General features: G+C 66.6%; 20 protein-coding genes. 6 read left to right on the top strand and 14 right to left on the bottom strand.

All coding sequences use genetic code 11. From position 1 onward, the window contains the following. On the top strand, positions 1–918 hold the full coding sequence (locus tag KTJ87_RS10975) for a DMT family transporter (RefSeq protein WP_267139161.1): 918 nt from the start codon (positions 1–3) through the stop codon (positions 916–918). On the opposite strand, the gene KTJ87_RS10970 is transcribed toward KTJ87_RS10975, so the two are convergent. After that, entirely contained in the window at positions 890–1,588 is a 699-nt protein-coding gene (locus KTJ87_RS10970) for a DUF1223 domain-containing protein (RefSeq protein WP_267139160.1), read from the bottom strand. The two genes, KTJ87_RS10975 and KTJ87_RS10970, sit on opposite strands and share 29 nt — an antisense overlap. Positions 1,589–1,805: 217 nt before the next feature. On the opposite strand from KTJ87_RS10970, the gene acnA reads away from it, so the two are divergent. Next, on the top strand, positions 1,806–4,595 hold the full coding sequence (gene acnA / locus KTJ87_RS10965) for an aconitate hydratase AcnA (protein ID WP_267139159.1): 2,790 nt from the start codon (positions 1,806–1,808) through the stop codon (positions 4,593–4,595). Positions 4,596–4,974: 379 nt separating this feature from the next. On the opposite strand, the gene KTJ87_RS10960 is transcribed toward acnA, so the two are convergent. From KTJ87_RS10960 to yajC, 10 genes are all read right to left on the bottom strand, one after another. Further along, a complete protein-coding gene (locus tag KTJ87_RS10960) occupies positions 4,975–5,520 on the bottom strand; it encodes a DsbE family thiol:disulfide interchange protein (protein WP_267139158.1) in 546 nt (181 codons plus the stop codon). Next, positions 5,513–5,674: a heme exporter protein CcmD gene (gene ccmD / locus KTJ87_RS10955; RefSeq protein WP_267139157.1), complete on the bottom strand. Its 162-nt coding sequence runs from the start codon at positions 5,672–5,674 to the stop codon at positions 5,513–5,515. The genes KTJ87_RS10960 and ccmD overlap by 8 nt, the downstream gene beginning before the upstream one ends. Beyond that, positions 5,671–6,399, bottom strand: coding sequence for a heme ABC transporter permease (locus tag KTJ87_RS10950; RefSeq protein WP_267139156.1), 729 nt, complete (start codon positions 6,397–6,399; stop codon positions 5,671–5,673). Before KTJ87_RS10950 ends, ccmD begins: the two co-directional genes overlap by 4 nt. Before the next feature lie 168 nt (positions 6,400–6,567). Continuing rightward, a complete protein-coding gene (gene ccmB / locus KTJ87_RS10945) occupies positions 6,568–7,224 on the bottom strand; it encodes a heme exporter protein CcmB (RefSeq protein WP_267139155.1) in 657 nt (218 codons plus the stop codon). Further along, positions 7,221–7,847 carry a heme ABC exporter ATP-binding protein CcmA gene (ccmA, locus tag KTJ87_RS10940; RefSeq protein ID WP_267139154.1) on the bottom strand — a complete coding sequence of 209 codons (627 nt, stop codon included), beginning with the start codon at positions 7,845–7,847 and terminating at the stop codon, positions 7,221–7,223. Before ccmA ends, ccmB begins: the two co-directional genes overlap by 4 nt. A 37-nt stretch (positions 7,848–7,884) precedes the next feature. Further along, positions 7,885–8,238 carry an Mth938-like domain-containing protein gene (locus tag KTJ87_RS10935; protein ID WP_267139153.1) on the bottom strand — a complete coding sequence of 118 codons (354 nt, stop codon included), beginning with the start codon at positions 8,236–8,238 and terminating at the stop codon, positions 7,885–7,887. A gap of 10 nt (positions 8,239–8,248) precedes the next feature. Beyond that, the gene (locus KTJ87_RS10930; protein WP_267139152.1) at positions 8,249–9,007 is read right to left on the bottom strand and encodes a sulfite exporter TauE/SafE family protein; all 759 of its coding nucleotides are present in this window, start codon (positions 9,005–9,007) and stop codon (positions 8,249–8,251) included. Then, positions 9,000–9,968, bottom strand: a complete 969-nt coding sequence (gene secF, locus KTJ87_RS10925) for a protein translocase subunit SecF (RefSeq protein WP_267139151.1) — start codon at positions 9,966–9,968, stop codon at positions 9,000–9,002. The genes KTJ87_RS10930 and secF overlap by 8 nt, the downstream gene beginning before the upstream one ends. Positions 9,969–9,971: 3 nt before the next feature. Continuing rightward, positions 9,972–11,633, bottom strand: a complete 1,662-nt coding sequence (gene secD / locus KTJ87_RS10920; protein WP_267139150.1) for a protein translocase subunit SecD — start codon at positions 11,631–11,633, stop codon at positions 9,972–9,974. Positions 11,634–11,760: 127 nt separating this feature from the next. Continuing rightward, complete coding sequence (gene yajC / locus KTJ87_RS10915) at positions 11,761–12,084, bottom strand: preprotein translocase subunit YajC (RefSeq protein ID WP_267139149.1); 324 nt, start codon at positions 12,082–12,084, stop codon at positions 11,761–11,763. 195 nt (positions 12,085–12,279) lie between these two features. Between yajC and KTJ87_RS10910 the strand changes: the two genes are divergently transcribed. The 4 genes from KTJ87_RS10910 to KTJ87_RS10895 all read left to right on the top strand — a co-directional run bounded on the left by KTJ87_RS10910 (position 12,280) and on the right by KTJ87_RS10895 (position 17,758). Further along, positions 12,280–13,851 (top strand): pentapeptide repeat-containing protein, encoded by a 1,572-nt coding sequence (locus KTJ87_RS10910; protein WP_267139148.1) that lies wholly within the window; start codon positions 12,280–12,282, stop codon positions 13,849–13,851. Between the two features lie 66 nt (positions 13,852–13,917). Then, positions 13,918–15,204, top strand: coding sequence for a serine--tRNA ligase (gene serS, locus KTJ87_RS10905; RefSeq protein ID WP_267139147.1), 1,287 nt, complete (start codon positions 13,918–13,920; stop codon positions 15,202–15,204). Beyond that, positions 15,201–15,926 carry a hypothetical protein gene (locus KTJ87_RS10900; protein WP_267139146.1) on the top strand — a complete coding sequence of 242 codons (726 nt, stop codon included), beginning with the start codon at positions 15,201–15,203 and terminating at the stop codon, positions 15,924–15,926. Before serS ends, KTJ87_RS10900 begins: the two co-directional genes overlap by 4 nt. Positions 15,927–15,982: 56 nt before the next feature. Then, a complete protein-coding gene (locus KTJ87_RS10895; protein WP_267139145.1) occupies positions 15,983–17,758 on the top strand; it encodes an FkbM family methyltransferase in 1,776 nt (591 codons plus the stop codon). Between the two features lie 10 nt (positions 17,759–17,768). Here KTJ87_RS10895 and der read toward each other — a convergent pair whose 3' ends face one another. From der to KTJ87_RS10880, 3 genes are all read right to left on the bottom strand, one after another. Further along, positions 17,769–19,235, bottom strand: coding sequence for a ribosome biogenesis GTPase Der (gene der / locus KTJ87_RS10890; protein ID WP_267139144.1), 1,467 nt, complete (start codon positions 19,233–19,235; stop codon positions 17,769–17,771). Between the two features lie 48 nt (positions 19,236–19,283). Next, positions 19,284–20,612, bottom strand: a complete 1,329-nt coding sequence (locus KTJ87_RS10885; RefSeq protein WP_267139143.1) for a PQQ-like beta-propeller repeat protein — start codon at positions 20,610–20,612, stop codon at positions 19,284–19,286. 71 nt (positions 20,613–20,683) lie between these two features. Then, positions 20,684–21,340 carry a hypothetical protein gene (locus KTJ87_RS10880; protein ID WP_267139142.1) on the bottom strand — a complete coding sequence of 219 codons (657 nt, stop codon included), beginning with the start codon at positions 21,338–21,340 and terminating at the stop codon, positions 20,684–20,686. Between the last annotated feature and the right edge of the window lie 101 nt (positions 21,341–21,441).

The raw sequence follows: 21,441 nt of genomic DNA, 5'->3' as shown, positions 1-21,441 counted from the left end.
ATGAGCGCATTCTCCCGCCTCGGGGACAACTCCCGGGGCATTCTGCTGATGATCGCCGCGATCGTGTCCTTCTCGGTGATGGACGCCCTGGCCAAGATGGTCTCCTTGCGCACCGACACCATGATGGCGCTCTGGGCGCGCTATCTGGGGCAGACGGTGATCGTCGCCCTGATCGTGATGCCAAAGCTGCCCGGCGTTCTGCGCACCAGCTACCCCGGCCTCCAGGCGTTGCGCTCGGTGTTCCTTCTGTCGGCGACGACATGCTTCTTCTTCGGCATCAGCTTTATCGGGCTGGCCGAGGCGACGGCGATCATCGACCTGAACCCGGTGCTGACGACGCTGGGCGCAGCGTTGATCCTGAAAGAAAAATTCGGCCCGCGCCGCGCCATCGGTGTCGCCGTGGCGCTGATCGGCGCGCTCATCATCATCCGCCCCGGCACGGCAGTGTTCTCGCCCTATGCCATCCTGCCGCTTGGCGCCGCGATCTGCTTTTCCGCCTACACGCTGACCACCCGCTTCGTGGGCCGGGACGAGGACGCGTGGACGTCGCTGCTGTATACCGCGCTGTTCGGCGCGGTCATCCTGTCGGTGCTGATCCCGCGCTTCTGGGTCACGCCCGATCCCCTCTCGGCGGTGCTGATGGTCATCATCGGGGCCATTGGCGCGGGAGGGCAGCTCTTGATGATCCGCGCGCTGATGACCGCCGAGGCGAGCATCGTCGCGCCCTTCGGATATGTCGGGCTTTTGTTCGCGACGCTCTGGGGGTTTCTGCTGTTCGGCGAGGTGCCGGACAGCATGACAGCCATAGGCGGCAGCCTGATCGTCGCGGCGGGGGTCTATGTCTGGTGGCGTGAAAGCCGGGTCAAGGCGATCCCGCCTGCGCGTCCGGTCAGCGCAACCGTGCCGCGCCCAGAATAGCGCCGTTCCCCGAGGCCTGCACCAAAGCGACCACCGGCTCTGGCCCCTCGATCGGGATCTCCAGCCACAGCGGCTCCATCCCGTCCCACTGGGCCACCACACGCCAGTCGGTGACGATGTTGTGGTAGGTGATCGTCTTTCCGGCGTTCTCGCCACGCTCGATCTCGACGGTCTGCGACGGCAGGTAGCGCACAAGCTGGACAATCATCGTCCCGGCGCCGCCCTCTGGCGCTTCGGCGCGGATCACGGCGTTGCCGTCCACGCGCGACAGCGCCAACTCGACCTTTTCCGGCGTCTCCTGATGGGTGTCGATGAAATCGGCCAGCATCATGGGTTTGTAGCCGACCACGTTGTCGACACCGCCGACGATCATCTGCGGCGTATAGATGGTGCGGTGCCCGGCTGCGCGGGCATAGGCCTTTTGCCGGGCGGTATAGGCCGGATCGGCAAAGACGTCCTTCCAGCCGATGTAGTCCCAGTAGTCGACGTGCAGCGACAGCGGGATCACGTCGTCCCGGTTGGCAAGCTGCGCCAGAAGCTCGTCAGCGGGCGGGCAGGACGAACAGCCCTGCGAGGTATAGAGTTCGACAACGACCGGATGCTCGTCCCCAACGGCGACGCCGGGGATCAATCCTGCCGCGAACAGCCCTGCCGCGATGACGTTCTTCATTCTGGGTTCCCGCCTTGTTGCCCCGCCAGACCTAGTCGACACCCTGAACACCCGCCAATCAAGCTTTGGCGAGAAAACGGTAACACCGGCGCACGCCAGTGTGCCCGCTTTTCTGTGCACAATCGTATACAATTGGTGAGTTCACCCTTGATGCCAAGGGGCAACCGGCTATACGTCAGGGCAAATTCACCCCTTCGCCATTGATGGAGGCCCCGCGATGCCCATTACCGTCGGACAGGACACGTCCAGCACGCGCAAGACGCTCAAGGCCGGCGGCAAGACCGTCGCCTACTACTCGATCCCCGCCGCGCAAGAGGCTGGGCTTGGCGATTTCTCGAAACTGCCGATCGCTCTCAAGGTCGTGCTCGAGAACATGCTGCGCTTCGAGGACGGCAAGACCGTCACAACGGACGACATCAAGGCCTTCGCGACATGGGCGCAGCAGGGCGGCAAGAACCCGCGCGAGATCGCCTATCGCCCGGCCCGCGTGCTGATGCAGGACTTCACCGGCGTTCCGGCGGTGGTCGACCTTGCCGCGATGCGCGACGGGATCAAGGCACTGGGCGGCGATCCGCAAAAGATCAACCCGCTGAACCCCGTGGATCTGGTCATCGACCACTCGGTGATGATCGACGAATTCGGCAACCCGCGCGCGTTCCAGATGAACGTCGACCGCGAATACGAGCGCAACATCGAGCGCTACGAGTTCCTGAAATGGGGTCAGGGCGCGTTCGACAACTTCCGCGTCGTCCCGCCCGGCACCGGCATCTGCCACCAGGTGAACCTTGAATACCTGGCAAAAACCGTCTGGACCGACGCCGACCAAAACGGCGAACAGGTCGCCTACCCCGACACGCTGGTTGGCACCGACAGCCACACCACCATGGTGAACGGCGCGGCGGTGCTGGGTTGGGGCGTCGGCGGGATCGAGGCCGAGGCCGCGATGCTGGGCCAGCCGATTTCCATGCTGATCCCCGAAGTGATCGGCTTCAAGCTGACCGGCGCGATGACCGAAGGCACCACCGCCACCGACCTCGTGCTGAAGGTCGTGCAGATGCTGCGCGCCAAGGGCGTCGTCGGCAAGTTCGTGGAATTCTACGGCGACGGGCTGGACAACGTGCCGCTCGCCGATCGCGCGACCATCGGCAACATGGCCCCCGAATACGGCGCGACCTGCGGCTTCTTCCTGATCGACGACGTGACCCTGCGCTATCTCGAACAGACCGGCCGCGACGAAGACGTGATCGCGCTGGTCGAGGCTTATGCCAAGGCCAACGGCATGTGGCGCGAACCCGGCTACGAGCCGGTCTATACCGACACGCTGGAACTCGACATGACCACCGTCGTTCCCGCAATCTCCGGCCCCAAGCGTCCACAGGACCACATCGACCTCGACAAGGCGGCGGACGCGTTCCACGCCTACATCAAGGGCCAGCGCGACGCCAAGGACGGCAGCGAGAACGCCGAGGTTCGTTGGGAAGGTGAAGGCGGCATGCCCGAACCGACCGAGATTCCGGGCGACACCGGCAGCCACAAGCGCGGCTTCGTCCAGATGACCGACATCGACGGCGACCGTGAGACGTTCCAGCTGCACGACGGGTCCATCGTGATCGCCTCGATCACCTCCTGCACCAACACGTCGAACCCCTACGTGATGATCGGCGCAGGGCTTGTCGCCCGCAAGGCGCGCGAGCTGGGCCTTGACCGCAAGCCCTGGGTCAAGACCTCCCTCGCGCCCGGATCACAGGTGGTTTCCGCCTATCTTGAGGCCGCCGGTCTTCAGGACGACCTTGACGCCATCGGCTTCAACCTTGTCGGCTACGGCTGCACCACCTGCATCGGCAACTCGGGCCCGCTCGCGCCCGAGATTTCCAAGTGCATCAACGAGAACGACCTGATCGGCGTATCGGTGCTTTCGGGCAACCGCAACTTCGAAGGCCGCATCAGCCCCGACGTGCGCGCCAACTACCTTGCCTCGCCGCCGCTGGTGGTCGCCTACGCGCTGATCGGCGACATGAACGTCGACATCACCACCGCATCGCTCGGCAAGGGCAAGGACGGGCAGAATGTCTACCTCAAGGACATCTGGCCGTCGCAGGCCGAAATCGCCGAACTGGTCGAGCGCACCGTGACCCGCGCCTCGTTCCAGGAGAAATACGCCGACGTGTTCAAGGGCGACGACAAGTGGCGCTCGGTCGAGACAACTGATAGCGAGACCTACAACTGGCCGCCGACCTCGACCTACGTGCAAAACCCGCCCTACTTCCAGGGGATGAGCCCCGAGAAGGGCGAGATCACCAACATCGAAGGCGCGCGCGTTCTGGCGATCCTGGGCGACATGGTCACCACCGACCACATCTCGCCTGCCGGGTCTTTCAAGGAAACCACGCCTGCGGGCGAGTATCTGGTGAACCATCAGGTGCCTGTGCGCGAATTCAACTCGTACGGGTCGCGGCGCGGCAACCACGAGGTGATGATGCGCGGCACCTTCGCCAACATCCGCATCAAGAACGAGATGCTGGACGGCGTCGAAGGCGGCTATACCGTCGGCCCGGACGGGCAGCAGGCGTCGATCTTCGATGCCGCGATGGCGCATCAGGAAAACGGCACCCCGCTGGTGATCTTCGCGGGCGAGCAATACGGTGCAGGGTCGTCGCGCGACTGGGCGGCCAAGGGCACCGCGCTTCTGGGCGTGAAGGCGGTCATCGCTGAATCGTTCGAGCGTATCCACCGCTCGAACCTCGTCGGCATGGGCGTGATCCCGTTCGAGTTCACCGGCGGAGACAGCCGGTCCTCGCTGGGGATCAAGGGCGACGAGACCGTGTCGATCTCGGGCCTCGACGCCGTCAAGCCCGGCGACATCGTGCCCTGCACCATCGCCTTTGCGGACGGGTCGGAAAAGACCATCGACATCAAGTGCCGGATCGATACCGCCATCGAGGTGGAATACATCGAACACGGCGGCGTGCTGCACTACGTGCTGCGCAACCTCGCCAAGGCGGCGTAGGAGCAAACGCCCGAACCGGAACGACAAGGGGCCGCGCTGAACTGCGCGGCCCTTTCGCGTTTTCCCGTCGCTGGCCAGCCAAGGGCTTTTGAAAACCTGATTCCCGACCGCGTCGGGAATGTGCCGGATTGATCGCGCGGTGCGTACAAACACCGGCGGCAAGCGCGGTTTGTGCATCGAAAATCGCGAAACGCACTGTTTCCTGCGAGCCTCGGCGCAGATGCTTCATACCGGCCCGATACCGGACTGGAGGAAGTTGATGTCTGTTGCCATTCGTGCTGTCGCAAGACAGCTTTTCGTGAGTGCACCTGTTATGGAACTGGGCTTCTTCGTCCTGATGATCCTTGCGCTGAGCGCGTCCGGCTAAGCCGGCACACCCCTATTCGCCGGATGACCTTGCCGCCGCAATTGCCGGGCGGATCTTGCCTTCAAGCGTGCGCTGGGTGATCGGCCCGGCAAAGCGCAGGATCACGGTGCCGTCACCGTCGATCACGTAGGTCTCGGGCACACCGTAAAGGCCCCAATCGAGAGCCGTGCGCCCGCCCTCGTCCGCGCCGAGCGCGGCGTAGGGGTTGCCAAGATCGGCAAGGAACGCCAGCGCCTTGTCCGCGTCGTCCTTGTAATTGATGCCGTAGATCGGAATCCCCTCGTCCGCGAGCGCCTCGAGGTTGGGATGCTCGGCCCGGCAGGGCGCACACCAGCTTGCCCAGTAGTTCACCAGCTTCACCCCGCCGCCGCGCAGCGCCTCGTCGGTGAAGGGCGCGCTGTCGCCAAGCTGCACCAGATCGACCGGCGGCGCGGCGCGGCCCTCGACGGCGGACGGAAGGCTGTCGGGATCGTCGCGGTACATGCCGACGTAGAAGGTTGCCGCGAGCGCAGCGAACACCAGCGGCGGCGCGATCATCAAGGGGGAAAGCCTAGCCATTGCGCGCAGCCTTTCGGGCTTCCGCCTCGGCCAGACGCGCGCGCGAGCGCACCGCGCCGCGCCACGAGGCCAGCGCGATGACCGCCAGCAGCGCAAGGCTGACGCCATAGGCCGACAGCACCGTTCCGGCGTATTTTCCCAGATCAAGCATCATCCCAGACGCTCCCTCAATTCGATGGCGTGCAGGCGCCGCAGCCTGATTTCGGTGCGGGTGCGGATCAGCACCAGCGCGACGAACAGCGCCACGAACCCCGCGATGCACACCAGAAGCGGCAGGTAGAAGACGTCGGCCACGTTTTCCTCGGCATCCATCGACAGCGACGCGCCCTGGTGCAGGCCCTGGTTCCAGAAGTTCACAGCGTAGCGGCTGAGGAACGCGAACACCGAGCCGACGATGCACAGCACGCTGGTCAGGTCAGCGGCGGTGTCGGGGCTGTCCACCGCCTCCCAAAGGGCGATGTAGCCGAGGTAGAACAGGAACAGGATCAGGAACGAGGTCAGGCGCGGATCCCACGCCCACCAGGTGCCCCACATCGGCTGGCCCCAGATCGCCCCGGTGAACAGCGCGATCAGCGTCATCGTGACGCCCACAGGCGCCGCCGCCTTGGCCGCCAGCGCCGAGACATGGTGGCGCCGGATCAGCCAGATCAGCGAGGCGACCAGCATCATCGCCCAGGCATTGATCGCCATCAGCGCGGCGGGAACATGCAGGTAGATGATCTTGACGGTCGAGCCTTGCCGGAAATCGTCGGGCGTGAAGAAGAAGCCCCAGACCAGCCCGGTCACCAGCGCAAGCGCGGCCAACCCGGTGACCCAGGGCAGCACGGCATCCGTGGTCGCCATGAACTTCTTGGGGTTGGCATATTCCCAGATCGACATGTGCTCGTGTCCTTTGCGCCAGAGTGTTTCCAGATACCGGACCGGACGGCAAGACGGAGGTGGTCAAATCGTCGCCAGTCGGGTGGCCGCGGCGCCTTTGGCCCGTGGCTGGGGGACGCTGTCCCCCAGACCCCCTGGAGGTATTTGAAGACCAAAGATGGGGCAGGCTCAGCGAAGGTTGACGCGCAGCGCGGCGGCGGCGGCGAAGGGCAGGAGCGCCAGCGCGCCAAGGGTGACGGCGGCCATCAGCGCGAGCGGGGTTGTGGCGGAGAGGCCCTGCTGTCCGCGCGTCACCGCCTCGGCGCCGAAGATCAGCGTCGGGATATAGAGCGGCAGGACCAGCAGCGACAGCAGCAGCCCGCCGCGTTTCAACCCGACCGTCAGCGCGGCACCAAACGCGCCGATCATCGACAGCGCGGGTGTGCCGAGCGCCAGCGAGATCACCAGCCAGACGGCGCCGGGGCCGGAGAGGTTCAGAAGGACGCCGAGGACGGGCGCGGCGAGGGTCAGCGGAAGGCCGGTCGTGACCCAATGCGCCGCCGCCTTGACCGCGACCACGCCTTCAAGCGGGATCGGCGCGGTCGCCAGCAGATCGAGCGAGCCATCCTCGAAGTCGAGCTGGAACAGGCGGTCGAGCGACAGGAGGCAGGACAGGAGCGCGCCGAGCCACAGGATGCCGGGGGCGATGGCGGCAAGCTGCCCGGTGTCCGAGCCGACGCCGAAGGGCACCAGCGTCACCACGATCAGGAAGAAGGCCAGACCAAGGCCGAAGCCGCCGCCTGCCCTTGTGGCCAGCGCGAGGTCGCGGCGGAACAGGCGGATCACAGGAACGCCTCGTCGAAGTCGTCGAAGTCGCCGCCCGCGTCCGCGCGCGCCGCGCTGCGGAACGGCGTCACGTCGAGCACCCGCGCGTCAAGGCCAAGGTCGATATGAGTGGCGATGATCGCGGCGCCGCCGCCGTCCAGATGCGCGCGCACCGCCGCGGCGAAGAGGCCGACAGAGGCGGTGTCGAGCGAGACGGTGGGCTCGTCGAGCGCCCAGACGGGACGTCCGGTCACCAGCAGCCGCGCCAGGCCGAGGCGGCGCTTTTGCCCTGCCGACAGCGCCCCCGCCGCGCGGGTTTGCAGGGCGCCGAGGTCGAAGGCGTCCAGTGCGGGGGCGATGTCGCCGGTGCCGTATATGCCCGCCCAGAAGGCCAGGTTCTCGGCCACGCTCAGCGTCGCCTTGAGCCCGTCGGCATGGGCACCGTAGGCGATGCCGCCCTCGGGGGCGTCGATCCGGCCCGTGAGTGGCGGCTGCAGCCCCGCGATCGTGCGCAGGAGCGTCGTCTTGCCCGATCCGTTCGGGCCGCGCAGCACCAGCGCCTCGCCGGCGGCGAGGGTGAAGGACACCCCCGACAGCACCGGAAGGCCGCCGCGCGTGCAGGTGAGATCATGAACCGTCAGCATCGCTTCGCCATAGCGGATGCGCGCGGGCCGGGGAAGGTCACACCGGCAACAGCGCTACTCCGACGCGGCGCCCCTCGCCCAGAAGCACGTTGTAGGTGCGCGCGGCGGGACCGGAGGCCATCGTCTCGACCCCGAGACCGGTGGCCTCGAGCCGGTCGCGCAGGGCGCGCGGGATATGCGCAGGCTCTGCCCCGGTGCCGATGAACAAAACGTCCACCTCGCCGACCGCGGCCAATAGCGGATCCGCGTCGGCCATGCCGCCCCAGGGGGTGACGCCGGTGGGCAGGATCACGACCGCGCCCTCGTGCACCGTGCCGCCGACGCGGAAAAAGCCGGGGCCGTAGCCGTCGACCGGCAGCGAGCCGGAAAAGGTGACTTCGTTGAGGCGCATGGCGCGTCTCCTATCCGTGAAAGACCGGCAGCCCGGCCAGACCGGCGGCACCGATCAGGCCATAGGCTCCCCACCGATATAGGCCAGTACGGGCGGGATTGAACAGGCGCGCCCCGGTCCAGGTTCCCAGCGCATAAGGGCCAAGCAGGATCGCGCCGAGCCAGAGCGCACGCGGCGGCGCAAGGCCCTGCAGCCAGAGCTGCGGCACGAAGCTGAGCGAGGTCAGCGTCAGGAACACGGCGAGGTTGCCGCGCGTGGTGGCAACCGGCTGGCCGGGGCTGGCGAGGTTGAACAGGATCACCGGCGGGCCGTTGAGGCCGGTGGCGCCGCCCGTGATGCCCGCCAATGCGCCGACGCCAAGCCGCAGCGGCAGCCCGCCCCGCAAGGGCAGGCGCCAGCCCGACACCAGCGCCGCCAGCGTGGCGAGCGTCAGAAGGCAGACAGCGGTGCGGATCGCGTCTTCGGGGGCCAGGCGCAAGGCAGCGACGCCAAGCGGCGTGGCCACGAGGCAGGCGGCGATCATCAGCAGGGTGCCGCGCCGGTCCGCCGCGCGCCAGGCGCCCGGCACCACGGTGACCAGAGAGGCCAGCGCCGACAGCGCAAAGGCTGCGACGGCAAGCGCGGGTGCGATGAAGATGGTGGCCAGCGGCATGAACACCAGCGCCGAGCCGAAGCCTGCAAAGCCGTAGACCAGCCCCGCGACCAGCGAGGCGGCGCAGACCCAGATCAGCCCCGGCTCTGACAGAGCCAGAGCCAGCCCCTCAGGCATTCGGAGTGCCGAAATTCGTGCCTGCGCCTTCGTCGGGCTTCGACCAGTCGCGCTTGGTGCCCAGCATCAGGACGATATTCTTGGCGACGTAGACCGACGAATAGGTGCCCACGACGATGCCCCAGGTGATCGCGAAGACGAAGCCGCGGATCACGTCGCCGCCCAGCACCAGAAGCGCGATCAGCGCGATCAACGTGGTGCCCGAAGTCATCACGGTGCGCGACAGGGTCTCGTTCACCGACAGGTTCATCACTTCTTGCAGCGGCTTCTTCTTGTACTTGATCAGGTTCTCGCGCACCCGGTCAAAGATCACCACGGTGTCGTTGATCGAATAGCCGACGATGGTCAGCAGCGCCGCGATGGTCGCAAGATCGAACCGGATCTGGAACAGCGAGAACAGCCCGATCGTCAGCAGCACGTCGTGGAACAGTGCCACCACCGCGCCGATCGAGAACTGCCATTCAAAGCGCAGCCAGATGTAGAACATGATCGCGACCAGCGCGGCGGCGACGGCAAGGACCGCCGCCTGCACCAATTCGCCCGACACCTTTGGACCGACGGATTCCACCGACGGGAAGGTGATCGACGGGTCGACCTGCTGCAGCGCCGCCTCGACGGCGTTCACCGTCTCGGCGGTCACGCTTTCCTCGCCGTCCTGCGCCTGGATGCGGACCATGGCGACATTCTCGTCCGCGCCGAAGGACGGATCGAACACCTCGGTGATCGACACATCGCCAAGGTTCAGCGGCTGCAGCGCGGCGCGGTAGGCGCCGACATCGACGGCTTGCGTCGATTCCGTGCGGATCGTCGTGCCCCCCTGGAAGTCGATGCCGAAGTTGAGGCCGACCGAAAGCCAGACGACCAGCGACAGCACCATCGCCACCATCGACGCGCCGAAGGTCGTCTTCCGCCAGCGGAAGAAATCGTAGTTGGTCTCTTGCGGGACAAGACGCAGGCGCATGGCTTATACCTCGATGGTCTTGGGACGGCGGCGTTCGAACCAGAACACGATCAAGAGGCGCGTCACGAAGATCGCCGTGAAGATCGAGGTCAGGATGCCGACGCCCAGCGTGATGGCAAAGCCGCGCACCGGGCCGGAGCCCATCAGGAACAGGATCGTCGCCGTGATGAAGGTGGTGATGTTGGCGTCCACGATGGCCGATTGCGCACGCTCGTAGCCAAGCTCGATGGCGCGGGCCGGGCCGCGCGCGGTCTTGAGCTCTTCGCGGATCCGCTCGAACACCAGCACATTGGCATCGACCGCCATGCCGATGGTCAGCACGATCCCCGCGATGCCTGGCAGCGTCAGCGTGGCGCCGATGGCCGACAGGATGCCGAAGATCATCGCCACGTTCAGCATCAGCGCGACGTTGGCAAGGATGCCGAACCAGCCATAGCTGAGCGCCATGAACAGCAGCACCGCGATGCCCGCGACGATGCAGGCGATGCGGCCCGCCTCGATGGAATCCTGTCCCAGCTCGGGGCCGATGGTGCGTTCTTCAAGGAACGTCATTTCCGCAGGCAGCGCACCTGCGCGCAGCAGCACGGCAAGCTGGGTCGAGTCCTCGACCGTGAAGTTGCCGGTGATCTGGCCCGATCCGCCAGGGATCGCCTCGCGGATGACGGGGGCCGAGATGACTTCTTCGTCCAGCACGATGGCGAAGGGATTGCCGACGTTCTCGGCGGTGTATTGCCCGAAGGCGCGCGCGCCCGAGGGGCCGAAGCGGAACGTGACGGACGGGCGGCCGTTCTGGTCAAAGGCGGGCTGCGCGTCGGTCAGGTCCTCGCCGGTGACGACGGGCGAGCGTTCGAGGATGTAGAACACCCCCTCCTCGTCCAGCGACGGGTGGATGATGTTGCCGGGTCCTGCGTCCGCCTCGGCACTGGCGGCCTGGCCGACGACCGGCAGGAACGTCAGCTGCGCCGTCGTGCCGATCAGCGCCTTCAACTCCTCGGCCGATCCGATGCCGGGCACCTGGATCAGGATACGGTCCTCGCCCTGACGCTGGATCGTCGGTTCGCGCGTGCCGACCTCGTCGATACGGCGGCGGATGATCTCCAGCGACTGGCGCATGGTGCGGTCGTCGGTCGCCGCGCGCTCGGCCTCGGACAGCTGCACCGTGATCGTGTCGCCCGACCCCGACACGTCCAGCGTCGATTGCGTGCCGCCCGTCAGCGTGCCCACCGGCTGCGACAGCGCGCGCACGGTCTCCAGCGCGGCGGCCATGCCGCCTGCCTGCGAGATCCGCACCCGCAGCGTGCCGTCCTCGGTGTCGACGCGGCGGATCGTGCCGACCTCGTCGCGCACCTCGCGCAGCGCGTCGCGCACGTCGGGCCACAGCGAATCCAGCCGCGCCGCGTAGACCTGATCGACCTGCACCTCGGCCAGAAGATGCGCGCCGCCGCGCAGATCGAGGCCCAGGTTCACCAGCGACGACGGCAGGACATCGGGCCATGCGGACGCTGCCGCCTCGCGCTCGGGCGTGGCGCCCGCGGCTTCAATGGCGGCCGCGGCGTCGTTATGCGCCTCGACCCGGCTGTAGAACGCGTTGGGCATCGCATAGAGCACGCCCAGCAGGACGACCCCCAGGATCACCACGCGCTTCCAGAGCGGGATTTGCAGCATGTCTGTCTGGCCTTCTTGGAACGGACCTTGGCGGTCCGGGGCTTGGAACGAACCTGGGCGGTCCGGGGGCTTGGAACGGACCGATGCGGCCCGGGGCTTGGATCGGACCGATCCGGTCCGGTGGCGCCTATTTCTCGGCGGGTTCGGTCTTGGACAGGACCTGCGCGACCGTCGATTTCACGACGCGCACGCGGACGTTCTCGGCGATCTCGACTTCCAACTCGCCGTCTTCCTTGACCTTGGACACCTTGCCGATGATGCCGCCTTGGGTGACGACCTGATCGCCCCGGCGCAGCGCCTCGACCATCTTCTGGTGATCCTTCACCTTCTTCTGCTGCGGACGGATCAGCAGGAAATACATGATCGCGAAGATCAGGATCAGCGGAACGAAGCTGGTGAAGGCCCCGGCCGCGCCACCGGCGGCCTGTGCGTAGGCGGGAGTTACGAACATCGATTGGTCCTTGTCGTTGAAGGCCGCGAAACAGCCCATCCGGAATTGCGCCGGAACCTATGCGCTGGGACGGGTCGGCGCAAGGCGGGGCGGTGCGGAATACAGAGTGGGGGAGGGCAGCGGCGGCAACACACGCCTTGGCAGAGTGCGGGCGGTGGGGGATAGTCGGGCGCGGGAAGCGGGGAGCGTGCTGCAATGAATCCTTTGTTCGGAGTAGTGCCTTGGCCGCTTGCCGTCATGGCCGCAGCGTTGCTTGCCGCCGTGACGGCGCTCCTTCTCGCCAGCGCCAAGGCCGAGGGACCGCGCCCGCGCGACGCGCTCGACCGCTTTGCGGAACGGTTCGGGGCCGAGGGCTGGCCGCGCCTCGTCAAATGGCTGATCGCCGGTATCTGGTGCCTGATCGTCGTGACGCTTCTGTGCGGCGCGCTGTTCCTCTTCAGCGTGATCCTGTTCCGCCAGTTCGAGGACGGCGAGGATGCCGCTACGAAACTGGGCGCGACGATCTTCAGCTTCACCGCCTCGGTCGCGGCCCTTGGCGCGGCGGTCGCCTTTCCCTTCACGCTGGTGCGGCTGCACTACAACAGGCGGCAGGTGCTCACGGCAGAGGAATCGCTGTTCAACGAAAAGATCAACGCGGCCGCAACGGACCTTGCCGCGCGGCGGCAGGTGACGCGGGTCATCGGCGAGGGTGAGGAACAGAAGGTCCTGACGGAATGGGAAGACGATGTCGTCACCCGTGCCGCTGCTATCGACCGGCTGGAAGGGCTGGTCGAGGAAAACCATGACGCCGGGGACCGTGTGGCGCGTCTGCTGTCGATCTATGTGCGGGAGTTGTCGAGACAGAAAGACTTGGAACCGAAAAGCCACCCTAGACAAGATTGGTGGCAACGCGTGGATGCCGGGGAAGACCCGGAGACTGTCGCGAAAGACCTGTTCGAGAACCCCGAGGATAACACGACCGAGGCGCTGCAGGAGTGGGCACGCCATTTGGAACCGATACGATCTGATATGGAAAAGGCGGTTCAGACCCTCGGACGACTGCAAGAGATCACCGAGCGAATTCTACCGATCGACCTGCGCCGCGCCAACCTGCAGGGCTTCGATCTAGGGCAGCTTGACTATGAGATGGGGCTATTCAGCGCGGCGCGTATGGAGGGGACGAAGCTCAACGGGGCGCGGCTGGACGGAGCATTTTTGAACGAGGCGCGGATGGATGGCGCGACCCTGATCAACGCACGGATAGAGCGCGCGAACCTAAAGGGCGCACGAATGGAGGGGGCGATCCTCAGCGGGGCGAAGATGGAAGGTGCGTTCCTAGTGGAAGCGCGGTTGGAGAGGGCATTTCTCCACGAGGCCAGGATGGATGGGGCCAATCTTCGCGAGGCACGGATGGATTGGGCATTCCTCTACCAAGCTAATATGGAGGGAGCCGACTTGTTTGGGGCGGGAATCGAAGGGGCGGATCTCAGCTTGGCTAGATTGAAGGGGGCTGACCTCCGACGAGTGCGTTTCGATCAAAACACAAACTTCATTGCTACTTTCATCCAATATGCGGCGATCAAATCGACCAACTTCGGGAGGGCCAATCTTAATCAGGAACAGGTCAACTCAACATTTGGTGACGGTGATCCGAGTACGAAGCTGCCACAGGGTATCGAACGACCAGCGCACTGGCCCAAGGATGACCTCGCACTACACGGCGACTTCCTCGGCGCTTGGCGCGAATGGCAACGCGCCCAGGGCTACATCCCCTACGACGAACGCTGACCCGCCGTTGACCGCCCCCCGCCCCTCGCCTATCCCTCGGCGCGAGTGACACCAAGGGGCCGACCCATGCACGACATCCGCCTGATCCGCGAGGCGCCCGGCGTCTTCGACGCCGCCCTGACCCGCCGGGGGGATGCGGCGATGTCGCAGGCGATCCTCGCCATCGACGCCGCCCGGCGCGAAAAGATCGCGGCCTCCGAGGCGGCGCTGGCGGACCGCAACGCGGCCTCGAAAGAGGTAGGCGCGGCCAAGGCGCGCGGGGATGACGCCGAATTCGAGCGCCTGCGCGCGCTGGTGGCCGAGAAAAAGGCCGAGATCGCCCGGCTGGAGGAGGAAGCCCGCGCCGAGGACGCCCGCCTGCGCGACCTCATGCTGACGATCCCCAACCTGCCCTACGATGACGTGCCGGACGGCGCGGACGAGACGGGCAACGTCGAGATCAAGCGCTGGGGCACCCCGCGCGATTTCCCGTTCCAGCCCAAGGAACATTACCAGCTTGCCGCCGCAGGGGGCCTCGACTTCGAGACCGCCGCCAAGCTGTCGGGCGCGCGCTTTGTCGTGCTGCGGGGCGCGATGGCGCGGGTCCACCGGGCGCTGGCGCAGTTCATGCTCGACACCCATGTCACCGAGAATGGCCTCGCCGAGACGATCACCCCCGTGCTGGTGCGCGACGAGGCGATGCTGGGCACCGGGCAGCTGCCGAAGTTCTCGGAAGACAGCTATCAGACGACCAACGGCTGGTGGCTGATCCCGACCTCCGAGGTGACGCTGACCAACACCGTCGCGGGCGAGATGCTGGACGCGGGCGCCCTGCCCCTGCGGCTGTGTGCGCACACCAACTGCTTTCGCTCCGAAGCGGGCAGCGCGGGCAAGGACACCGCGGGGATGCTGCGCCAGCACCAGTTCGAGAAGGTCGAGATGGTGACGATCTGCGCGCCCGCGACGTCGGACGACGAGCACAAACGGATGCTGGGCTGTGCCGAGGGGATTCTGGAACGACTGAACATCCCCTACCGCACGGTCGAGCTGTGCACCGGCGACATGGGTTTCGGCGCGCGGCGGACCTTTGACATCGAGGCGTGGCTGCCCGGCCAGAACACCTACCGCGAGATCAGCTCCGTCTCGACCTGCGGTGATTTCCAGGCCCGGCGGATGAACGCACGGGTGCGCGATGAAGGCGGCAAGCCGCAGTTCGTGCATACGCTGAACGGCTCGGGCCTTGCGGTCGGGCGCTGCCTGATCGCGGTGCTGGAGAACGGGCAGGAGGAAGACGGCAGCGTGACCCTGCCCGAGGTCCTCGCGCCCTACCTGCGCGGCGCGACCCGCATCACGGCGACAGGCGCGCTGGAATGACCGCCGACGGCGCCCGGATGCGCGCGATCCTGCTGGTCGCCGCCACGCTGGCCTTCGTGGTCTCTCCCTATGCCTCGGGCAGCTTCGGCGGGTTCGATCCGAACGCCTTTCCGATCCCGCAGGACGACCCGCCGGTGCAGCCCGCAGGCTATGCCTTTGCCATCTGGGGCGTCATCTACCTGTGGCTGGTGGTGCATGCGGTCTTCGGCCTTGTGAAGCGCGATGCGGATGCGGCCTGGGACCGGGTGCGCTGGCCGATGATCGCGTCGCTGGCGCTTGGCGCGCCATGGATCGCGGTGGCGCAGACCTCGCCCCTGGCGGCAACGGCGCTGATCTGGGCGATGCTGGTCCCGGCGCTCATTGCCGTGGCGCGGCTCGATCACGGCCGCGATCCCTGGCTACTGGCCGCGCCCATCGGGCTCTACGCCGGGTGGCTGACGGCGGCGTCCTGCGTTTCGGTGGCGCTGGTCGGCGCGGGCTGGGGGATCGTGCTGGGCGAACGGGGCTGGGCCTGGGTCGGGCTGGCGCTGGCGCTTGTGATCGGCGCGGCGATGATCCGCCGGGTTCGTGCGCCGCTGACATTTGCGCTGGCCGCTGCCTGGGCGTTGGTAGGTGTCATGGTGCAGAACCTCGGCACCGTCTTGCCGCTGGCGATCGGTGCGGCGGCGGGCGCTGTGGCGCTTCTGGCGCTTTGGGCAACGCGGCCCGCGCCACGGAATTGACGCAAGGGCGTGGCAAGAGGATACTGGCCGAAACACGACCCCGAGCAGGACACGCCATGACCGCAGGACAGGCGGGCGCAGATGCGCCGCACATCGCCTATGACGAGGTGATCGAGACGCGCGGCATCTCGGTGCCCTTCGTGCCCGCGATCATCACCCCGAACATCGAACGCCCGATGCGCAACAACCGCTACGAGGCGGGCGAGTGCATGCACCTGCAGGACATCCTGCGCCCCAATGACCGGGTGCTGGACCTTGGTGCGGGGGTCGGACTTGTCAGCTCCATCGCCGCGCGCTGTGTGCCCGACGGCGAGGTGATGGCGGTCGAGGCCAATCCGCAGATGCTGCCCCTGATCCGCGAGACCTATCGCATCAACGGCATCGGAAATTCCACGCTCGTCAATGCCATCGCCGCGCCAAAGGGGTCGACCGGCACCGCGCCGTTCTATGTGCGCGGCGATTTCTGGGCCTCGTCGATGGAGCCCGACTCGCGCCCATACGTGCAGAAGGCCGAAGTGCCGATGCTGGATGTCGCGGCCGCGGTCGAGGACTTCAAGCCTACGGTCATCTGCTGCGACATCGAGGGCGGCGAATTGGGGCTGTTCGACGGGGTCGATCTGTCGAGCGTCCGGCAGATCATCGTAGAGCTGCACCCAAAGGTCTATGGCCCCGAAGGCAAGGCCAACGTGATCGCCACGATCCAGCGGCAGGGCCTTGCACAGCGGGCCGAGGAAAAGCCCGGCTCGGTGCGCGTGTTCGAACGCCTCGCCGCCCCGGCCAACGCCGCCCGGAAAACCGACGCCGAATGGCCGCCGCGCACCCCCCGCATCCTTGCCGCGACCTGCATGAAGGACGAAGGGCCGTTCATCCTGGAATGGGTGGCCTGGCACAAGGCGATGGGGCTGACCGACCTTTACGTCTTCACCAACGACTGCTCGGACGGGTCGGACGCGCTGCTGGACCGGCTGGCCGAGATGGGCGAGCTGGTGCACCTGCCGAACCCCGCGCTCATCACCGACAGCGGATACTTCCAGCCGATGGCGCTGGCCTACATGGAACAGTTCCGCGCCTTCCGCGAGGCGGATTTCTTCATCTCGTTCGACGTCGACGAATTCTTCAACGTGCGCGTCGGCGACGGCAGTTTCGGCGCGCTGTTCGATGCCGTGCCGCGCTTCGACGTGCTGTCCGCCTGCGAGATCAACCACGGATCGAACGCGCAGGAACACTATGAACCGGGCTGGGTGACAGAGCAGTTTCCCCGCCACAGCACCGAGGCGCCGGGCCGCTGGAAGGCCCGCGCTGGCGTGAAAAGCATCGTCCGCGTGTCAGAGCGCCTGCAGAAGATCCGCAACCACCGCCCCGACCTTGTGGGCGGCATCGACACCCCGATCTGGCTGGACGGATCGGGCGGCCCGTTGCCGGAACTGATCGAGGATTCGGGCGAGAACGGCTGCGATTGCCGGGGCCGGTTCAACCTGGTGTCGCTGGACCACTACCCGCTGCGCTCGCTCGACAGCTACCTGGTCAAGATGTTCCGCGGCGACGTGGTGGTGAAGGGCAAGCGCGTCAGCGAACGCTACTGGCGCCAGCGCAACCGCAATGAATGGCTGTCGTCCGACATGGCCCCCGGCATCGCACGGGCCAAAGGCTATCACGCCACGTTCGAGGCCGACGCCGAATTGATGCGCCTGCACCGCGCCTGCTGCGAGGCCCATGCCGAACGGATCGAGATGCTGAACCGGCTGCCCGACTTCAAGGAACGCCGCGACTGGATCCTGCGCGAAAGCTTTGAGCCGGTAGAGCCGATCGAGGCGATGCAGGCCGCCGAATAGGCGGCCCGGATCAGTCCTTGAACGACGGCTTGTCCAGATGCTTGCGCAGCCGTGACGGCGTCGATTTCTTGCGCCCCTTGAACGGGTTGGCGGACGATTGCGAGCGCATCGTCAGCCGGATCGGCGTGCCCGGCATGTCGAAGCTTTCGCGCAGACCGTTCACCAGATAGCGGCGATAGCTTTCGGGCAGATCGTCGGGCAGCGAGCACATCGCGACAAAGGCCGGCGGGCGCGTTTTCACCTGCGTCATGTAGCGGATGCGGATGCGGCGGCCGCCCGGCGCAGGCGGCGGGTGCGCTTCAAGCATTCCGGCCAGCCAGCGGTTCAGCCGCGCGGTGGAAATCCGGCGGTTCCAGACCTCGTAGGCCTTCATCACCGCGTCGTGCAGCCGGTCCATGCCCCGGCCCGTCTTGGCCGACACGGTGACCAGCGGCGCGCCGCGCAGTTGCGGCAACAGCCGCTCGAACGTCTCTTTCAGGACGCGCAGCTTGTCCTGCTTCTCGTCTTCCAGATCCCACTTGTTCACGGCGATGATGACGGCGCGGCCTTCGCGCTCGGCCAGATCGGCGATGCGCAAGTCTTGCTGCTCGAAGGGAATCGCGGCGTCCAGCAGCACCACCACGACCTCGGCAAACTTGACCGCGCGCAGACCGTCCGCGACCGACAGCTTTTCCAGCTTTTCCTGCACGCGCGCCTTCTTGCGCATGCCCGCAGTGTCGAAGATGCGCGTGGGCGTGCCGTTCCAATCCATCTTGAGCGAGATCGCATCGCGGGTGATACCAGCCTCTGGCCCGGTCAGAAGTCTGTCCTCGCCCACCAGCTTGTTGATGAGCGTGGATTTCCCGGCGTTCGGGCGGCCCACGACGGCAATCTGCAAAGGCTTCTTGTCGGTGGGCATCGGCAGGCCGTTCGGGCTTTCGCCGTCCTCGTCCACATCGACGTCCAGTTGCGGCGTGTTCTCCTCGAACGCGGCCTCGTCGGCGGCATCGACCAGCGGGGTCAGCACTTCCAGAAGCTCCGACATGCCCTCGCCATGCTCGGCGGACAGGCGGATCGGTTCTCCCAAGCCCAGCGAGAAAGCTTCCAGCAGGCCGGATTCGCCCGCGCGGCCCTCGGCCTTGTTGGCGGCAAGGATCACATGCGCGCTCTTGCGGCGCAGGATCTCGGCGAAGATTTCATCCACGGGCGTCACGCCGACGCGGGCGTCGATGACGAACAGACAGGCATCCGCCATCTCGACCGCGCGCTCGGTCAGGCGGCGCATGCGGCCCTGAAGGCTGTCGTCGGTGGCATCCTCAAGACCCGCCGAATCGATCACGGTAAAGCGCAGATCGCCCAGCCGCGCGTCGCCTTCGCGCAGGTCGCGCGTCACGCCGGGCTGGTCATCAACCAGCGCCAGACGCTTGCCGACAAGGCGGTTGAACAGGGTGGACTTGCCCACGTTGGGGCGGCCCACGATGGCGAGGGTAAAGCTCATTTCAGCCAACTCATGCGGATCAAGCGGCCCGCATACACGTCTTTGCGCCTAGCGGAAAGCGTGAAGCTGCCCGTTGCGCGACACGACATAAAGCGTGCGGTTGACCACGGCCATGCTGGACGCCGCGCCGCCCGGCAGTTCCGTCGTGCCGACAAGCTGGCCACTCTCGGGCGAGAACGACCGGATCAGCCCGTCGTCCGATGCCACCAGAAGCCGCCCGCCCGCAAGAACGGGGCCGTAATGCGCAAAGATGTCCTCGCGGCGCTTGGCCCGCTCGCGGCGGTAATAGGGCAGCTCTGCCCCCCAGATGCGCGCGCCGGTCGCGGCGTCGAGGCGCAACAGCTCGTTGCGGTCCGAGATCAGGAACACCGATCCGCCCGACACCCAGACCGGGCCATAGGCGCCTTCGTTCGCGGTCCAGATGCGTTCGCCCGACCCAAGGCCCAGCGCCACGGCGCGGCCCGACTGGTTGCCGGTGTAGATCACGTCGTCCACCACAACCGGATCGGCGACGATGTCGGTGATGTTGGCATAGGCGCGCCCTGCCCGGTCGCCCGAAATCTGGTTGCCCCAGATCCGCACGCCGCCCTGCCGAAGCGCGGTCACCAGCTCGCCGCTAGAGAATGGAAAGACCGCGTAGGTATCGGTTACGGCAGGACCGGACCCGCCTTCGAAACCAGTGACCGACGGGGTGCCCTGAAGCGTCCAGCGGATACGGCCGTTCTGCGCATCAAGCGCCCAGGCCTTGTTGTCGCGGCTGACCGTATAGACCAGCCCGTCAAAGACCGTCGGCGCCGAAGTCGCCGGGGCGCCCAGATCCTGCTGCCACTTCTCGGCGCCGCTGCGGGCGTCCAGCGCGGTCAGCGTGCCGAAGCCCGATGTGACATAAAGCGTGGAGCCGTCGACAGCCATGCCGCCGCCGGTCGAATCGCGGTCGCTTTCACCTTCGGGAACAAGGCTGCGCGCCCAGAAACGTTCGCCGTTCGCGGATGTCGCCACCACGCCGGCGCTCGAATCGAGCGTGTAGACGATGCCGCCCGCCACGACGGGATCGGCAGAGATGCGGGCGCGGCGGCTGTTGCCCGCACCGATGTCTGCAGACCACACGCGGGTCAGCTGCGTGCCTAGCGCGGGATGATCGACACGGTGCACGCGCGAGCCGTTCTCGTGGGTCCATTCGGACAGAACCGTCTGCGCGGGCATCGCAAAGGCGCGGTCCACTTCTGCGGCCTCGGGCGCAAGATTGTCCGGCACACGGTCAGATCGCACGTCGATCCGCTCGCCCGGAAGGATCACCTCACGGTCGCCGCAGGCCGCAAGCAGGGCCAGCCCGGCTACAAGCCCCATGTTCCTGAAGATGTTCGTGGCCCGGTTCATGGACGCGCGCCCCCCTGTTGTCTTTCGGGTGTATGGTCCGAAGATATCGCGGTTTTCCCCGGAAGTCATGGTCAAGAGGCAGACAGATCGCCACCCAGGGCGACAATCAACTGCGAGGCCCGGCGACGCAAGCCCGCGCTGACCCCTTCCTCGTCCAGGATGGCACGCAGGCGGGATATCGCTGCGTCCGTGTCGCCCTGTTCGGCCTCGGCCAGTGCGATCTGTTCGCCCGCCAGCAGCGCATAGGGCGCGCCTGGTGCGGTCAGCGGACCCAGCATCTCGATCCGCGCTTCGGGCGTCAGGCTGCCGGACAGCAGGATGGCGCGCTTGAGGATCGCAAGTTCGCGGTAGTGGTCCGGTAGGTCCGGGGTGTTCGCCATCGCCTGAAGGGCATCCGCCGCTTCCTCGGTCCCGCCTGCATCCAGCGCGGCGGCCGATTGCATCAGCCCGGCGATGGCGCGGGCGCCGGGATCATCGGACGGGATGGCGTCCAGCGCCTCGACGCGCGCCTCGGCCTCTTCGAGTTCCAGCGCCGACAGGATCGCGTCGCCCGTCGCCTGCGCCGCCGCGCGTTCTTGTGCGGCGCGCCATTCGCTGTAGGCGGCGCCGCCGACAAGCAGCACGACGGCCAGCACGGCAATCCAGCCATACTCGCGGATATAGCCGTAGAGCCGGTCACGCCGGACTTCGTCGTTGACTTCCTCGATGAAGCTGTCGCTATCGCTCACGCGCGTGTCTCCCGTGCGGCATCGCCTGTTTCCCGGGGGTCTAACCGATCCCGGCTGCAAGGAAAAGCGGCACGAATCTGACCCAAGGGAAGTCCTGTTGC

It is taken from the genome of Anianabacter salinae (assembly GCF_019061145.1).
Taxonomy (GTDB): Bacteria; Pseudomonadota; Alphaproteobacteria; order Rhodobacterales; family Rhodobacteraceae; genus Anianibacter; species Anianibacter salinarum.
Note: the sequence above shows the minus strand (reverse complement) of the source record. Positions and strands in the feature narration are given on the sequence as shown.

What these genes read in the sequence shown, in the direction of transcription:
- KTJ87_RS10975 (WP_267139161.1), top strand. Translation starts at nt 1, where the DNA reads ATGAGCGCATTCTCCCGCCTCGGGGACAACTCCCGGGGCATTCTGCTG.
- KTJ87_RS10970 (WP_267139160.1), bottom strand. Translation starts at nt 1,588, where the DNA reads ATGAAGAACGTCATCGCGGCAGGGCTGTTCGCGGCAGGATTGATCCCC.
- acnA (WP_267139159.1), top strand. Translation starts at nt 1,806, where the DNA reads ATGCCCATTACCGTCGGACAGGACACGTCCAGCACGCGCAAGACGCTC.
- KTJ87_RS10960 (WP_267139158.1), bottom strand. Translation starts at nt 5,520, where the DNA reads ATGGCTAGGCTTTCCCCCTTGATGATCGCGCCGCCGCTGGTGTTCGCT.
- ccmD (WP_267139157.1), bottom strand. Translation starts at nt 5,674, where the DNA reads ATGATGCTTGATCTGGGAAAATACGCCGGAACGGTGCTGTCGGCCTAT.
- KTJ87_RS10950 (WP_267139156.1), bottom strand. Translation starts at nt 6,399, where the DNA reads ATGTCGATCTGGGAATATGCCAACCCCAAGAAGTTCATGGCGACCACG.
- ccmA (WP_267139154.1), bottom strand. Translation starts at nt 7,847, where the DNA reads ATGCTGACGGTTCATGATCTCACCTGCACGCGCGGCGGCCTTCCGGTG.
- KTJ87_RS10935 (WP_267139153.1), bottom strand. Translation starts at nt 8,238, where the DNA reads ATGCGCCTCAACGAAGTCACCTTTTCCGGCTCGCTGCCGGTCGACGGC.
- KTJ87_RS10930 (WP_267139152.1), bottom strand. Translation starts at nt 9,007, where the DNA reads ATGCCTGAGGGGCTGGCTCTGGCTCTGTCAGAGCCGGGGCTGATCTGG.
- secF (WP_267139151.1), bottom strand. Translation starts at nt 9,968, where the DNA reads ATGCGCCTGCGTCTTGTCCCGCAAGAGACCAACTACGATTTCTTCCGC.
- secD (WP_267139150.1), bottom strand. Translation starts at nt 11,633, where the DNA reads ATGCTGCAAATCCCGCTCTGGAAGCGCGTGGTGATCCTGGGGGTCGTC.
- yajC (WP_267139149.1), bottom strand. Translation starts at nt 12,084, where the DNA reads ATGTTCGTAACTCCCGCCTACGCACAGGCCGCCGGTGGCGCGGCCGGG.
- KTJ87_RS10910 (WP_267139148.1), top strand. Translation starts at nt 12,280, where the DNA reads ATGAATCCTTTGTTCGGAGTAGTGCCTTGGCCGCTTGCCGTCATGGCC.
- serS (WP_267139147.1), top strand. Translation starts at nt 13,918, where the DNA reads ATGCACGACATCCGCCTGATCCGCGAGGCGCCCGGCGTCTTCGACGCC.
- KTJ87_RS10900 (WP_267139146.1), top strand. Translation starts at nt 15,201, where the DNA reads ATGACCGCCGACGGCGCCCGGATGCGCGCGATCCTGCTGGTCGCCGCC.
- KTJ87_RS10895 (WP_267139145.1), top strand. Translation starts at nt 15,983, where the DNA reads ATGACCGCAGGACAGGCGGGCGCAGATGCGCCGCACATCGCCTATGAC.
- der (WP_267139144.1), bottom strand. Translation starts at nt 19,235, where the DNA reads ATGAGCTTTACCCTCGCCATCGTGGGCCGCCCCAACGTGGGCAAGTCC.
- KTJ87_RS10885 (WP_267139143.1), bottom strand. Translation starts at nt 20,612, where the DNA reads ATGAACCGGGCCACGAACATCTTCAGGAACATGGGGCTTGTAGCCGGG.